The sequence below is a fragment of the Phenylobacterium sp. genome, assembly GCF_965229015.1.
Classification (GTDB): domain Bacteria; phylum Pseudomonadota; class Alphaproteobacteria; order Caulobacterales; family Caulobacteraceae; genus Phenylobacterium.
This window is the reverse complement of the sequence record NZ_CBDDIM010000001.1, coordinates 2,104,562-2,118,612: the sequence shown is the minus strand read 5'-3', so window position 1 is coordinate 2,118,612 and position 14,051 is coordinate 2,104,562. Positions and strand designations below refer to the sequence as shown.

Sequence of the window (14,051 nt, the reverse complement as noted above, 5' to 3'; positions counted from 1 at the left end):
GCAGGCCCGATGGTGACGCCGTTGGACCTCGAAGGCTACGAGGGATCGGTCAGTCCTGAGGAGGTCGAATTCCTCCGGCGCTCGGCTGCGGCGGTCAGCGAGGGCTGTATCGTCGAGATCGGGTCCTGGCGGGGCAAGTCGGCCATCGCCCTCGCGGCGGGCGCGTCGGAGATCGCCGAGGCGCGACGGCCCATGGTCTATTGCGTGGATCCGCACCGACCCTTCACAGGTGTTTACGGCGGCAAGTTCGGGCCCCACGACCGGCCGGAATTCTACAAGGCCATGCTGCGCTCCGGCTACGCCAACGCCGTGGCTTTGATCAACCTGCCGAGCACCGACGCGGCCCTGGCTTTCCGGCAACCGATCGGCCTGCTGTTCATCGACGGTGATCATACCGAACCGGGCGTGCAGGCCGATGCGGACGCCTGGCTCCCGCGCCTGGCCCCCGGGGGCATGGTCCTATTCGACGACGCCCTCGATCCCGAGATCGGCCCGTTCAAGGTGATCGAGCGGTTGAAGAGGACCAACCGCTTCCAAGTCACGGAGAGCGTCGGCAAGATCGTCGCGCTGAGGGCGCAGCCGCTCTGAAGCGGCCGCGTCCTACCGTGGCGGCCGTGGCTGGAATCCGATCCAGCGATCGGGCGCGTTGACGTTGACCATCTCGGCGAAGGGGGGGGAGTTCGCCACCCTTCACCAGCCTGGCCATTCCGAAGGTCACGGTCAGCTCCCGGATCGCGCCGTAGTTGGACGCGGTGGCCATGGCGAGCTCGAGGATCATGGTGGCAAGGGGCTGGCGGTCTTCGAAGAAGAAGTCGGGGGCCTTGTAGCCTGGCCAGTTGGCCCATCCCCAATCCTCGATGACGTAGCACCCGCCAACCCGCAGGCGTGGAAAGACGATGTCGAAGCAGCGTGTGGTGAAGCCGTACATGTGCGAGGCGTCATCAATCACGAGGTCGATCGGCTCGCCGCCGAACTCCTTCTCCAGGATCGCCTCCACCTGCGCCTTGTCGTCCTGGGAGACGCCGGAATAGAGCTTGATGCGGTCGCCATAGCCCATGTTGGCGATATGCCAGCGGACGGAGGGGTCGGCGGGCCGAATGTCGATGCCGACGATCTTGGCGTCCGGGAAGATGTCGGCGAGCAGCAGTGCCGAGCCGCCCTCGAAGACTCCCACCTCGAGAATTCTTTTGACGGGGCTGAGGGGCAGTTGACGATATTGCTCGAAGAAGGTGCGCGGTTTGAGGATCACCACCTGGTCGGCGGTCGTGCGCAGCGACCCATAGTCCGAGTTCCGATAGCGGAACGGCACGCCCTTGAGGACACAGAGGTCCTCCGATTCCCACACCTGCTCCATCGCGCGCCCTCTCGGTGGTCTCGTCTGAACCGTCGGGTACGCAACCAATCAACGCCGCCGCCGGAGGCCTCGTCGTCTAGCATCGGCCCGCCTGGGTGTGGAGTCGGGCTGGGCCCGGAGAGGCGTGGACCCGGGCGGTGCGCCCTTTGATTGCGGCCGCCCGGACGCCCGGCTATTTCTCCAGGCGATCATTCCGGGAGGTCGCGTCGCGTATGGCTCAGATGACAGTGGGCATGCCTGCCTACAAGACGACGTTTCTTGTGCAGGCCATCGCGAGCGTGCTGGAACAGACCTTCACCGACTTTGAACTGCTGATTTCCGACGACAGCCCCGATGGCTCCGTCAGCGACATCGTCCGCCGGTTCCGCGATCCCCGTATCCGTCTCGTCCAGGGGCCCCGCGCGGGTCTGGCGGCGAACTGCGCCCATGTCTGGGACAACACGACCACCGACCTCCTGAAGTTCCTCTGCGACGACGACCTGCTGTTCCCCACCGCCCTGGCCGACCTGCTTGGCGTGCTGCGGAAGAACCAGGACTATGTGTTCGCGTTCGGCCGCCGGTCCATCATCGACCGCTACGGGCGCGTGTTACGGAAGCCCCTCGGCTTCCTGGGCGACAACTGGGTCTGGTTCGAGCCGACGGCGCTCGCCAACAACCTTGTCCACGAGATCGACAACGACCTGGCGGAACTGAGCAGCCTGCTCATCCGGCGTTCGGTGTTCCAGGACGCCACCTGCCTGACCCGCTATGCCGGCGTGACCATCCGGCGCCTCGTCGATGTGGCCTTCATGATGAACGCCGCCGAGCGTGGGCCATCGGTGGCCACCTGCCAGCTGGTGGCCAGCGTTCGAGACCATCCGAACCGGATCTCGGCGCGGGCGGACGCGCCCGACATCTCCGCAGGGCTCTTCGAGTGGGAGATCTTCCTGCGCGGGGGCGTTCAGCGGGGCGTCGTCACCGCCGACCGCGCCCTGCTGGGGCTACCGAACCTGCAGCGCCTCTACCGGCGCCGGGGCCGCGGCCTGGGCGAGATTGTTCAGCTTCAGAAGGGGCTGCCCGAGCTGGAGGACATGCTCGCCAAGGGCCAGCCCAACCTCGTCACCGACCGGTTCCGCAGCGACCTCGAGATCGCCGACTACATGATCAACGGCCGCCTGGCCGCCGCCCAGCCCACGGCTGTGGATCCCGAGGCGGCCGAGGTGACGCAGTTCCACGGAAAGATCGAACACATCTCACGCGACCACGCCCGGGGCTGGGCCTGGGCGCCCGAGGCCGGCGACCGGACCGTCCAGGTGGTCGCCATGCTCGGTGATCGGGTGATCGGCCATGCGCTCGCCAACCAGGATCGGCGAGACCTGTCCGATTGGAACATCGGCAGCGGCCAATACGGCTTCGACATGACCTTCTACGAACCGCTGCTGACCGATGCCACGCCCACCTTCAGACTCTTCTCGGACGCCGAGGATTGGCGTCCCGAGGGGATCAAGCTGACGCCCCTGGACCGGACCGCGGTCGCCACGGGCGACAGCGCCCGCGCCGCCCTCCGGGAGCATTCGAAGTTCACCGAGCGCGGACCGCAGTTCGAGGACTTTCACTGGACCGAACTCGCCGGCATCCCGGAGATGCCGAGCGGCCGGGCGCCCTTGGTGGTGGCCTTCTACCTGCCGCAGTTCTACGCCACCCAGGAAAACGACCGCTTCTGGGGCAAGGGTTTCACGGAGTGGCGGCAGCTTCCCCGCGGCGTGCCGCGGTTCCCCGGGCACTACCAGCCGCGTATTCCCCGCGACCTGGGATTCTACAACCTTCTCGACGCCGACGTCATCGCGCGGCAGGCCGCCATGGCCAAGGCGGCCGGCGTCGGCGCGTTCGCCTACTATTACTACTGGTTCGACAAGCAGCGGGTGCTCGAGCGCCCGGTGGAGCTCCTGCTCAACTCAGACATCGACATGCCCTTCTTCATCATCTGGGCGAACGAGAACTGGACTCGTCAATGGGACGGCTCCGAGCAGGAGGTGCTCCTCAAGCAGGACTACAGGCTGGAGGACGAGGACGCGCTCCTGGCGGACCTGGCGCGACACATGCTGGATCCGCGGTACGTCCGGCTGGAAGGCCGGCCCCTGTTCGTCATCTACAACCCGGAGCCGATCCCCGACATCCGCAACACGATCGCCCGCTGGCGCGAGACGTGGGACGCCAAGTTCGGCCTGAAGCCCCTGATCTTCATGGCCCAGACCTTCAGCCGGCTGGACCCCCGGCCCTACGGTCTCGACGGGGCCCTGGAATTCCCGCCGCACAAGCTGGGTCAATACGCGCCGCGCCGGGATGTTCTCGATGCCTTCTCCCGCGACTTCGCCGGCCAGGTCATCCAGTACGATGACTTCGTGAGGACGTCCGTCTCGGAGCCCGCCAGCGGCTTCCCGCTGGTGAAGACCGTGGTGCCCAGCTGGGACAACGAGGCCCGCAGACCCAACCGCGGGGTCATCCTCGAGGGGTCTTCCCCGCAGAAGTACCAGGACTGGCTGCAGACCCTGGTGGAAAGCGCCATCGACAACCCCGTCTTCGGCACGCCCCTGGTGGCCATCAACGCCTGGAACGAGTGGGCGGAGGGCGCCTATCTCGAGCCCGACATCCATTTCGGCTCAAGCTATCTGAACGCGACCGCCCGCGCGGTGAAGGGCGCGATCCAGAAGAAACACCTCGAACTGTCGCGCGCCCGCGCAGAACGGCCGAAGCCTTCCGGGCGCGGCGGAAAGGTGCGCGTCTTCCTCCACGTCGGCCTGCACAAGACCGGGACCACCAGCATCCAGGGCGCCCTCACGACGCTGAGGGCCGAGCTCGCGGGGAGGGGGGTGCTCTATCCGAAGACGGGACGGCCGGAATGGGCCGACCTGGCTCAGCACCTGCTGCCTTGGTCCGTCGCGCGGGACCAGGACGCCCTGCCGACGGTGCATGGCCACCGGGCCAGGTTCGGCGACGGCGACGCTGACGCCCTCTGGGAGGCGCTGCGCCAGGAGATCGCCAGGTCCGGCTCCAGCGCGGTGATCATTTCGTCGGAAGAGTTCGACACCCTGGATCGAAGCGAGATTGAGGATATCGGCCATAGGCTGTCGGCCTATGACATCACGCCGGTGGTGCTGCTGCGGCGCTCCAGCAGACTGCTGGAATCCAACTACCGGACCTCGGTGATCTATTCCCGGTACGCGGGCGACATCCGGCAATTTCGGCAGGACCACCGCAACCGCCTGGACATGTGCGATCTGGTCAACGACTGGCGATCCATCGCCGCGGGCCGCGAGGCGATCATCCTGGACTACGAGCAGCCCGAGGTTCAGCGCGACGTCATCAGGGCCTTCATGACCGCCCTGGACCTCGGCGACATGGCCGGCGGCGCGCACGCGCGGCTCCACCTGAACAAGAGCACGCCGGCCTTCATCTGCGAGGCGGTGCGCTTCATGCGCCAGTCGGAGATTCCGGAGGATCAGATCTCGCAGTGGCTCGACGAGACGGGTCGCCTGCAGATCCCCACCCAGGCCAGTCGCGCCTATACCTGCATGCCCCCCGAGCTGGAGGCGGAACTGGATGCGCAATACGCCAACGAGCTGAAGCGCCTGATGAGCGATCCGGAGGTGGCCGCCATGGCGCGAGGCGAGTTCCGGACGGCGTTCGCCCCCGGCAAGGCCACGGTGATCGAGGAGCCGGCGACCGCGATGCTGATGCTGGGGCGCGAGCTTCGAAGAGGCGCGCAGCTCAGCGCGCGCTGAGCGTCCGGCCTCGGTCAGGCCAGCGCCTGGGCCAGGCCCGGCAGGCGGGCGATGACGCCGGCGTTGAGCGCCTCGCGCCGGTCACAGAGTTCGCGGTACCAGGCGCGGCGGTCGGCGGCCTGGTGGGCGAACATGCGCTCGGTCCGGACATAATCCCAGGCGTTGCGCGCCATGGCCTGACGGGCGGGCTCGTCGCGCAGGGCGCCGGCCAGCAGGGGCGCCCAGTCCTTCAACTGGCGGGCGATGAGGCCGGTCCGCCCGTGGGCGACGGTTCCGGCATAGATGGTGGGGGAGGCCAGCGTCACCACCCCCCGGCTGGCGGCGTCCAGGAACTTGGCGTCGCTCTTGGTGTCCTCGTAGAGCCTACCCTCCACCGGCGAGAGGGAGACCGCGCAGGCGCCCATCAGGTCCAGATAGTCGCCATAGGGCAGGTGGTCCTGGAAGGTCTTGTTGGCGGTGGGCAGGGCCTCGAACACCGCGCGGTCGCCTGCCACGACGAACTCCACCTCCGGGAATTCCTCGGCCACCGGTCCCAAGGATGCGGCCACGCGCGCGGCGAACCGGCCCCGCGAGAGGGCGCCGTAGAACACCCGCCGGGGCGCCGGACCCGCCGGGAAGGGCGGCAGCTCGAAGACCGCGTTGGGAAACACCTTCACCACCGGATGGTGTTGGGACAGCACCCGGGCCAGGGCCTCGGTGGAGGTCTGTATGGCGTGGGGAAAACCGTAGGTCAGCCATTCGGCGGGGGTGATCTTGCGGCCGGCGACGGCGGCCAGCAGGGCCGGATGGTCGTCGATCTCCAGCACCGGGAGCCAGCCGCGGCGAATGCTGTTGGCCGTGGCGGCGCGCCAGGCCTCCAGCGAGGGGAGGGCCGGACGTTGCAGGACCAGGATCTTGGGGGTCTCGGGCGGCAGGGGCAGGAGTTGAACCGGCGCCCCGCCATAGGCGACGATCAGCTCCGGATCGCCGCGCAGGGCGTGGGCGGGCAGTCGGGTGCGGATATCCATCAGGCGCGGGGCGAAGGCGGCGCTCTGCACCACCAGGGGCTCGGGCGGCGGGGGCGCGGCGTCACGCTTCTGGACCACCAGCAGCAGGTCGCGGTCGGAGACCTGATCTATGGCGGCCGGGTCGCGGCGCGGGGCCAGGTCGTTGAAGTGGTCGTCGCCGGGGACCAGGAACTGCAGCTTGGCGATCCGGAAGCCGTCTCCCAGGGCCGCCAGCACAGCGGCCACCCGGGCCCCCGATCGCGAGGCCGCCACCAGATAGCCGCCCGGCTCGACGACCGCGGCGGCGGCGGCGATATCCTGCGGCGTCCCGGCCTCCAGATCCGCCATCACCAGGACATCGGCCGCCTCGCCGTCCTCGACGAAGGCCGCCTGCGGATTGCGGGTCAGGTAGTCGTCCTCGAAGGCCGCGCGGCCGGGTCCCACATAGGCCAGCCGCCGGGCGGTCAGCGGCGTGCGGCCGGCGAGCAGCTGGAAGGACATACGCACCCCGGAACGCGCGGCCCCCTTGGCCGCGCCGCCGAAGTCTAGAAGCCTTTGGCCGAGCCGGACAAGCCGCTCGCGCCCGGCTCAGGCGCCGCGCCCGCACGCCGCTTGCCTGACGTGGGCGTCACCCGCCTAGCCTCCCGCCAAAGCCTTAGGGAGGCGACCCGTGTCCAGGACCTACGAGCACATCCTCTGCGACGTCTCAGAGGGGATCATGCAGATCACCCTCAACCGCCCCGACAAGCTCAACGCCTATACCGCCATCATGGGCGCCGAACTGGCCGACGCGTTTGATCGGGCCGACGGGGATGACGCCGTCCGCGTGGTGCTGGTGACCGGGGCGGGGCGGGGCTTCTGCGCCGGGGCCGACATGTCGGCCGGCGCCGGCGCCTTCGACACCACCTCGGCCGAGGGCTCGGCGGCCTTCGGGGATGTCTCCAAGGCCGGGCGCTCGGGCGGGTCGGGGATGGTGGGGGCGGTCTATGAGTGCCGCAAGCCCTCCATCGCCGCCTTCAACGGCTCGGCCGTGGGGGTGGGCCTAACCCTGACCCTGCCGATGGACATCCGAATCGCGGCGACCACCGCCAGGTTCGGCTTCGTCTTCGCCCGTCGCGGCCTGGTGCCCGAGGCCGGCAGCGCCTGGTTCCTGCCCCGGCTGGTGGGCGTCTCCCAGGCCCTGCGCTGGTGCCTGGATGGGGCGCTGTTCTCCGCCGAAGAGGCGCTGAAGGGCGGGCTGGTGAGCGAGGTGACGAGTCCCGAGGACCTGCTGCCCCGCGCGCGGGCGATCGCCCGCTCCATCGCCGACAACACCGCCCCGGTGTCGGTGGCCCTGACCCGACAGATGCTGTGGCGGCTGTCGGAGGCGGCCACGCCCTACGACACCCTGAAGGTGGACGGCCCGCTGGCCATGGCGCTTGGGACCGGGGCCGACGTGCGCGAGGGCGTGGCGGCCTTCCTGGAGAAGCGGCCGCCGGCCTTCACGGGCAAGGTCTCCACCGACATGCCGCGGGGTTATCCCTGGTGGTCGCGCTGACGGCGCCTCCTACGCCAATTCCGGACGTATAGGCAGAAAAGAACATCTTGTGAACGGAGAACAAACTAAGTACACCTGAGTCCGGCGGCGGGGAGAGCGATCTACCCCACCGGGTTGGCGGAATCATGGGATAGGGAGTGCTTGGTATGGCGTCTCAAACGGCATTGAAGCTCGTGGCACGAGAAGACGGTGACAAGCAGCGCGCGCTGGAAGCAGCGATGGCGCAGATCGATCGGGCCTTCGGCAAGGGCTCGGTGATGAAGCTTGGCGACAAGAGCCACATGGAGATCGAGTCGGTCTCCACCGGGTCCTTGGGCCTGGATATCGCCCTCGGCATCGGCGGCCTGCCCAAGGGGCGGATCGTGGAGATCTACGGGCCGGAAAGCTCGGGCAAGACGACCCTGGCCCTGCACGTGGTGGCCGAGGTCCAGAAGGCCGGCGGCACCGCGGCTTTCGTGGACGCCGAGCACGCGCTCGACCCCTCCTACGCCAACAAGCTGGGCGTGAACCTGGATGAACTGCTGGTCTCCCAGCCGGACACCGGCGAACAGGCCCTCGAGATCACCGACACCCTAGTGCGCTCCGGCGCGGTGGACATCGTGGTCATCGACTCCGTGGCGGCCCTGACCCCGCGGGCGGAAATCGAGGGCGAGATGGGCGACAGCCTGCCCGGCCTCCAGGCCCGCCTGATGAGCCAGGCCCTGCGCAAGCTGACCGCCTCGATCTCCAAGACCCACACCCTGGTGATCTTCATCAACCAGATCCGCATGAAGATCGGGGTGATGTACGGCAGCCCGGAAACCACCACCGGCGGCAACGCGCTGAAGTTCTACGCCTCGGTCCGCCTGGACATCCGTCGCACCGGCTCTGTGAAAATCCGCGACGAGATCATGGGCAACAACGTCCGCGTGAAGGTGGTGAAGAACAAGGTGGCCCCGCCGTTCCGCGAGGTCGAGTTCGATATCATGTACGGCGAGGGCATCTCCAAGCTGGGCGAGATCATCGACCTGGGGGTCAAGGCCGGGGTCATCGAGAAGTCCGGCTCCTGGTTCTCCTGGAACAGCCAGCGCATCGGCCAGGGCCGCGACAATGTGCGCGAGTTTCTGAAGGCCAATCCCGACATCGCCGACGCGATCGAAAAGCAGGTCCGCGGCGCCAAGGAAGTCATCCAGGAAGAACTCCTGGTCGGCCCCACGGCGGGCGAAGACGAGGAATAGGACGCAGGCCGGCCGGCGGACCTGAGCGCCCGCCGCCGCACCTGCCCGAAGGTTCAAGCGAACGGCCGCTTTGGCCCCCTGACATCGCCGTCGCGCCCCCGCCAACCCGCGCGGCTGGCGCGAAGGGGCTGAACCCCGCACGGTCGTTCACGAAGAGAAGGACGCTTGGACCCAGGTCCGGGCGTCCTTTTTCTTTGCGGGGGCGTCCAAGTCTCGTAAACGAACGCCGATGTCGCAGCGCAACACGCGCCCCAACTTTCAAGTTTAAGCGTCTAGAGCCATGCCGAGCCTGAACGAAATCCGCAGCGCCTTCCTGGGCTACTTCGAGAAGAATGATCACCTGATCATTCCGTCGGCTCCGCTCGTGCCGCAGAACGACCCGACCCTGCTGTTCGTCAACGCCGGGATGGTGCCGTTCAAGAACTACTTCACCGGCGCCGAGACCCCGCCCGCGCCGCGCGCGGCCTCGTCCCAGAAGTCGGTGCGCGCCGGCGGCAAGCACAACGACCTGGACAATGTCGGCTACACCGCCCGCCACCACACCTTCTTCGAGATGCTGGGGAACTTCTCCTTCGGCGACTACTTCAAGGCCGGCGCCATCGAGCACGCCTGGACCCTGCTGACCCAGGAATTCAAGATCCCGGCCGAGAAGCTGCTGGTGACGGTCTACCACACCGACACCGAAGCCGCCGACCTGTGGAAGAAGATCGCCGGCCTGCCCGACGAGAAGATCATCCGCATCTCCACCAGCGACAATTTCTGGTCGATGGGCGACACCGGCCCCTGCGGTCCGTGCTCGGAGATCTTCTACGACCACGGCGCCCACATCCCCGGCGGCCCCCCCGGCAGCCCGGACGAGGACGGCGACCGGTTCGTGGAGATCTGGAACCTGGTCTTCATGCAGTTCGAGCAGTTCGCCGACGGCTCGCGCAAGCCCCTGCCCAAGCCGCAGATCGACACCGGCATGGGTCTGGAGCGCATCGCCGCGGTGCTGCAGGGCGTGCACGACAACTACGACATCGACCTGTTCCGCACCCTGATCGCGGCCAGCAAGTCCCTGGTGGCCGGCGGCTCCAACGGCCCCTCGCACCGGGTGATCGCCGACCACCTGCGCTCCACCAGCTTCCTGATCGCCGACGGGGTCTCGCCCTCCAACGAGGGCCGCGGTTACGTCCTGCGCCGGATCATGCGCCGGGCCATGCGCCACGCCCACCTGCTGGGGGCCGAGGAGCCCCTGATGCACCGTCTGGCGCCCGTGCTGATCGCCGAGATGGGGGGCGCCTATCCCGAGCTGCGCCGCGCCGAGCCGGTGATCGTCGAGACCCTGCGCCAGGAGGAGGAACGCTTCCGCCGCACCCTGGGCCGCGGCATGGCCCTGCTGGACGAAGCGACCGCCAAGATGAGCGAGGGCGGCGTGCTGTCGGGCGAGACCGCCTTCAAGCTCTACGACACCTACGGCTTCCCGGTGGACCTGACCCAGGACGCGGTGCGCAGCAAGGGCATGACCGTCGACATGGAGGGCTTCGAGGCCGCCATGAACCAGCAGCGCGCCCAGGCCCGCGAAGCCTGGACCGGCTCGGGTCAGGCCTCGGCAGCCGGGGAGTGGTTCGCCATCCGTGAGCGCCTGGGGGCCACGGTCTTCCTGGGCTACGACGCCGTCGAGGCCACCGCCGAACTGCTGGCCCTGGTGGAGGGCGGCGCCGAGATCGACGGGGCCAAGGCCGGCCAGACCGTCCAGGCCCTGTTCGACCGCACTCCCTTCTACGCCGAAAGCGGCGGCCAGGCCGGCGATGTCGGCGAGGCCGAGTGGGAGGGCGGCAGGGGCCGCGTCATCGACACCCAGAAGCAGGCCGGCGACCTGCATGTCCATATCCTGGAGATCACGCAGGGCGCCCTGGCCAATGGCACGCGGGTGCGCTTGGCCGTGGACGCCGAGCGGCGCCTGACCACGCGCTCCAACCACTCCGCCGCCCACCTGTTGCACGCGGCCCTGCGCAATGTGCTGGGCCCCCACGTCTCCCAGAAGGGCCAGATGGTGGACGGCGAGCGGCTGCGCTTCGACTTCAGCCATGGCGGCCCGCTGACGGCGGCCGAGCTCGACGCCATCGAAACCGAGGTCAATGCGGTGATCCGCCAGAACCTGCCGGCGGTGACCAAGGTGATGGCCCCGGAAGAGGCCATCGAGGCCGGCGCCATGGCCTTGTTCGGCGAGAAGTACGGCGACAGCGTCCGCGTCCTGGCCCTGGGCAAGGCGCTGGAGGGCGAGGGCGACTATTCGGTGGAGCTCTGCGGCGGCACCCACGTCTCGCGCACCGGCGACATCGCCCTGTTCAAGATCGTCTCCGAGGGGGGCGTGGCCGCCGGCATACGGCGGATCGAGGCCCTGACCGGCGAGTCCGCGCGCCGCTACCTCAACGACCAGGCCGCCGTCGCCAAGGCCCTGGCCGACCAGTTCAAGACCCCGGTGGCCGAGGTCCTGGCCCGGGTCGACGCCCTCGACGCCCAGCGCCGCAAGCTGGAGAAGGACCTGGCCGACGCCAAGCGCCAGCTGGCAATGGGCGGCGGCGGCTCGGGCGGCGAGGCGGCGGCCATCGAGGATATCGCCGGGACCAAGTTCATGGCCCGGGTCATGGACGGGGTCGGCGGCAAGGACCTGCGGCCCATCGTCGAGGAATATCGCAAGCAGGTGCCCGACGGCGTCATCGCCATGGTGGGGGTCGCTGACGGCAAGGCCGCCATCGCCGTGGCGGTCATGGGTTCGGCGGCGGCGAAGTTCAACGCCGCCGAACTGGCCAAGGCCGCGGTGATCGCCATGGGCGGTCAGGGCGCCGGCGGCCGTCCGGACTTCGCCCAGGGCGGGGCCCCGGACGGCTCCAAGGCCGCCGAGGGGATCGCGGCGGTGAAGGCCGCCCTGGGCTAAGCGGCCCGCTACTTGCGGGGGCGGCGCTTGTTGAGGTCCCACTCGTCGTAGAAGGCGATCTTGGCGTCGATGTCGTCGACGGCGGATTGCAGGTTCGCGATCGTAGCCTCGATATCGGCGCGATGATCCAGCAGCAGCGACTTGCGCGCCTCCAGGGTTCGCCAGCCCTGCATCGACAGCTCGGTCAGGCGGCGCATCTCCGCCACCGACATGCCGGTGCGGCGCATGCGTTCCAAGAACAGCAGGTGCTCGACGTGATCGTCCTCGTACACCCGGCGGCCGCCCGCATCGCGGCCGACGGCTGGTATGAGGCCCTGGGCCTCATACCAGCGGATCGTATGGACGCTTCGATCCACGAGTTTGGCGAAGCGCCCGATATGATAGCGGATGCTCACCCCTTCAGCGGCTCCAGGACGGCCTCGGCCAGGGCCGAGTCGAGGTATTCGCGGACTTCCTTCATCTTGCCGCCCGCCATCTCGATCACGAAGCAGTAGCGGTTGTTGTAGGCTTTGCCGGACTTCAGGGTCACTGAGCCCTGGGCCTCGACGATCACGGCGTCACCGGCGCCGAAGATGTTGGTGGCGGTGTTGGTGTAGGCGCTGGCGTACTGCTTCCGCAGCGGAGCAAACAGATTGTCCCGCGCCTGTTCGCGGCCGTGGTGCACCTCGCCCCACACGCCGCCGACCATCGGACGCCAGATCACGTCCTCGGCCATGGCGTCGTAGAACGGGCGGTTGTCCCCCGTCGCCAGGGCCGCCATCGCGCCGGCGACGATCTCCTTGTTGTCGATATTTCGCATCTCACTGGTCTCCAGATTGAACCAGTGACGGAGGGAACACCCTAGAGCCCGCTCGAGGTCAAGCCCCCTACCGCGCCGTGCAGGTGACCTTGTTCAGCGGGAAGGTCTCGGCCTTCCGCCCGGCCTCGGTGTCGTAGAGGAACCCGCTATCGTCGGGCAACAGGGCGATGGCCTCCTGCTGGGCCAGGGGCGGGGCGCGGAACACCGAGACATTGTCGCCGGCGGTCAGCGTCGCCGGCACGCCGCCCGCCAGGTCGAAGCCCAGCTCCACCACCGCCATATAGGTCAGCAGCACCGCGCGCTTGCCGTCGCGGCTGATGTCCAGGCCGGTCGGGATCCAGCCGTAGAACGGCAGGTCGGACAGCAATTGCGGCAGGTTGAGTTCGCCCACCTTGGTGAAGACCTGAACGCCCTCGGTCTGACGCAGCTGGTTGGCCGACAGCCGGTAGACCGAGGCCGGCCCCGGCTTGGTCATCTGCTTGTCGATGGGCTTGGTGACGGCGAAGAGGTCGCCGTTCGGGTGGACGGCGAAGGCCTCGACATTGTGCGGGCCGTCGGGGTAGCGGGCGCGGACCACCCGCAGGGGCGTCTCGGTGTCGGAGAAGGTCTTCTTCTCCGGCAGGATCGTGAAGGCCACCTCGGTGCGGGCGCCGGCGTTGTCGCCGGTGTCGCCGAGATAGAGGCAGGTCTTCGCCCCGCAGGGGCCCAGGGACATCTCCTCGATATCGGCGGGCTTGGGGCCCTTTAGGTTCACCACCTGCAGGTTGCCGCCGGCCATGTCGGTGATGAAGAACCGTAGGTCATCGCCGGAGTCGTTGTTGTGGTAGAGCCGGCCCGGATAGGCCCGCGACGCCTCCAGGCCGCTGGCCTCGTCGATCGGCTTTGAAGCGATGGAGGCGGCCAGGACCGGCGCGCTCCAGGCCTTGCAGACTCCGGCCTGGGCGGGCAGCGGCAAGGTCGCCATCAGGGCGTAGGCGAGGGCGGCGACAGCGCGCATGGCGGCGGCTCCAGGTTGCATTTGAAGCCGCCACGATCGGGCCATGCGCCGCCCTGGTCAAGCTGGCAGGGCGGCCCCTAGCTCGGCTTGGTGAAGATGCAGAGCTTGTTGCCGGTCAGGTCGCGGACATAGGCGCCGTAGAAGCTGGTGGAGTCGGCGGGCCGCGGTCCGGGCGCGCCCTCGTCGGCGCCGCCCTGGGCGAGGGCGGCGTCATAGGCGGCCTGCACGGCGTCCTTGGAGGGGGCCAGGAAGGCCAGCATGATGCCGTTGCCCGGCCGGGCCGGCTCGCCGTCGAAGGGCGGGCAGAGGAAGACGTTGGCGTCGCCGTCCTTGGGGCCGTAGCCGGCCCAGCCGCCGTCCAGGAAGGCGCGGTGATAGCCGATGGCGCCGAGCACCGCATCGTAGAACGGCAGGGCCGACGCTACATCCAGCGCGCCGATGGTGACGTATCCGATGGTCATGGAATTCTCCCTCTCAAGC

At 68.5% G+C, this 14,051-nt stretch carries 11 protein-coding genes; 5 read left to right on the top strand and 6 right to left on the bottom strand.

The annotated features are described in order from the left end of the window. Positions 1 to 9 precede the first annotated feature (9 nt). On the top strand, positions 10 to 588 hold the full coding sequence (locus ACO06I_RS10655) for a class I SAM-dependent methyltransferase (RefSeq protein ID WP_421932545.1): 579 nt from the start codon (positions 10 to 12) through the stop codon (positions 586 to 588). On the opposite strand, the gene ACO06I_RS10650 is transcribed toward ACO06I_RS10655, so the two are convergent. Next, positions 539 to 1,354, bottom strand: a complete 816-nt coding sequence (locus ACO06I_RS10650) for a class I SAM-dependent methyltransferase (RefSeq protein WP_421932544.1) — start codon at positions 1,352 to 1,354, stop codon at positions 539 to 541. The genes ACO06I_RS10655 and ACO06I_RS10650 overlap by 50 nt on opposite strands. Before the next feature lie 212 nt (positions 1,355 to 1,566). Between ACO06I_RS10650 and ACO06I_RS10645 the strand changes: the two genes are divergently transcribed. Beyond that, a complete protein-coding gene (locus tag ACO06I_RS10645) occupies positions 1,567 to 5,115 on the top strand; it encodes a glycoside hydrolase family 99-like domain-containing protein (RefSeq protein WP_421932543.1) in 3,549 nt (1,182 codons plus the stop codon). Positions 5,116 to 5,129: 14 nt separating this feature from the next. On the opposite strand, the gene ACO06I_RS10640 is transcribed toward ACO06I_RS10645, so the two are convergent. Next, positions 5,130 to 6,602, bottom strand: a complete 1,473-nt coding sequence (locus tag ACO06I_RS10640) for a glycosyltransferase family protein (RefSeq protein WP_421932542.1) — start codon at positions 6,600 to 6,602, stop codon at positions 5,130 to 5,132. 169 nt (positions 6,603 to 6,771) lie between these two features. Between ACO06I_RS10640 and ACO06I_RS10635 the strand changes: the two genes are divergently transcribed. The 3 genes from ACO06I_RS10635 (at position 6,772) to alaS (ending at position 11,775) form a co-directional block, all read left to right on the top strand. Further along, entirely contained in the window at positions 6,772 to 7,638 is an 867-nt protein-coding gene (locus tag ACO06I_RS10635; protein WP_421932541.1) for an enoyl-CoA hydratase-related protein, read from the top strand. 146 nt (positions 7,639 to 7,784) lie between these two features. Beyond that, positions 7,785 to 8,855: a recombinase RecA gene (gene recA, locus ACO06I_RS10630; protein WP_421932540.1), complete on the top strand. Its 1,071-nt coding sequence runs from the start codon at positions 7,785 to 7,787 to the stop codon at positions 8,853 to 8,855. Between the two features lie 280 nt (positions 8,856 to 9,135). Further along, entirely contained in the window at positions 9,136 to 11,775 is a 2,640-nt protein-coding gene (gene alaS / locus ACO06I_RS10625; protein WP_421932539.1) for an alanine--tRNA ligase, read from the top strand. 8 nt (positions 11,776 to 11,783) lie between these two features. On the opposite strand, the gene ACO06I_RS10620 is transcribed toward alaS, so the two are convergent. The 4 genes from ACO06I_RS10620 to ACO06I_RS10605 all read right to left on the bottom strand — a co-directional run bounded on the left by ACO06I_RS10620 (position 11,784) and on the right by ACO06I_RS10605 (position 14,032). Then, on the bottom strand, positions 11,784 to 12,170 hold the full coding sequence (locus ACO06I_RS10620) for a MerR family transcriptional regulator (RefSeq protein WP_421932538.1): 387 nt from the start codon (positions 12,168 to 12,170) through the stop codon (positions 11,784 to 11,786). Further along, complete coding sequence (locus ACO06I_RS10615) at positions 12,167 to 12,574, bottom strand: nuclear transport factor 2 family protein (RefSeq protein WP_421932537.1); 408 nt, start codon at positions 12,572 to 12,574, stop codon at positions 12,167 to 12,169. Before ACO06I_RS10615 ends, ACO06I_RS10620 begins: the two co-directional genes overlap by 4 nt. Positions 12,575 to 12,641: 67 nt before the next feature. Further along, positions 12,642 to 13,571: a hypothetical protein gene (locus ACO06I_RS10610; RefSeq protein ID WP_421932536.1), complete on the bottom strand. Its 930-nt coding sequence runs from the start codon at positions 13,569 to 13,571 to the stop codon at positions 12,642 to 12,644. A 77-nt stretch (positions 13,572 to 13,648) separates the two neighbouring features. Then, positions 13,649 to 14,032 (bottom strand): VOC family protein, encoded by a 384-nt coding sequence (locus ACO06I_RS10605; RefSeq protein WP_421932535.1) that lies wholly within the window; start codon positions 14,030 to 14,032, stop codon positions 13,649 to 13,651. Between the last annotated feature and the right edge of the window lie 19 nt (positions 14,033 to 14,051).

Coding starts and splice junctions, on each gene's coding strand:
- ACO06I_RS10605 (WP_421932535.1), bottom strand. CDS start 14,032: ATGACCATCGGATACGTCACCATCGGCGCGCTGGATGTAGCGTCGGCC.
- recA (WP_421932540.1), top strand. CDS start 7,785: ATGGCGTCTCAAACGGCATTGAAGCTCGTGGCACGAGAAGACGGTGAC.
- ACO06I_RS10650 (WP_421932544.1), bottom strand. CDS start 1,354: ATGGAGCAGGTGTGGGAATCGGAGGACCTCTGTGTCCTCAAGGGCGTG.
- ACO06I_RS10610 (WP_421932536.1), bottom strand. CDS start 13,571: ATGCGCGCTGTCGCCGCCCTCGCCTACGCCCTGATGGCGACCTTGCCG.
- ACO06I_RS10655 (WP_421932545.1), top strand. CDS start 10: ATGGTGACGCCGTTGGACCTCGAAGGCTACGAGGGATCGGTCAGTCCT.
- alaS (WP_421932539.1), top strand. CDS start 9,136: ATGCCGAGCCTGAACGAAATCCGCAGCGCCTTCCTGGGCTACTTCGAG.
- ACO06I_RS10615 (WP_421932537.1), bottom strand. CDS start 12,574: ATGCGAAATATCGACAACAAGGAGATCGTCGCCGGCGCGATGGCGGCC.
- ACO06I_RS10645 (WP_421932543.1), top strand. CDS start 1,567: ATGGCTCAGATGACAGTGGGCATGCCTGCCTACAAGACGACGTTTCTT.
- ACO06I_RS10640 (WP_421932542.1), bottom strand. CDS start 6,602: ATGTCCTTCCAGCTGCTCGCCGGCCGCACGCCGCTGACCGCCCGGCGG.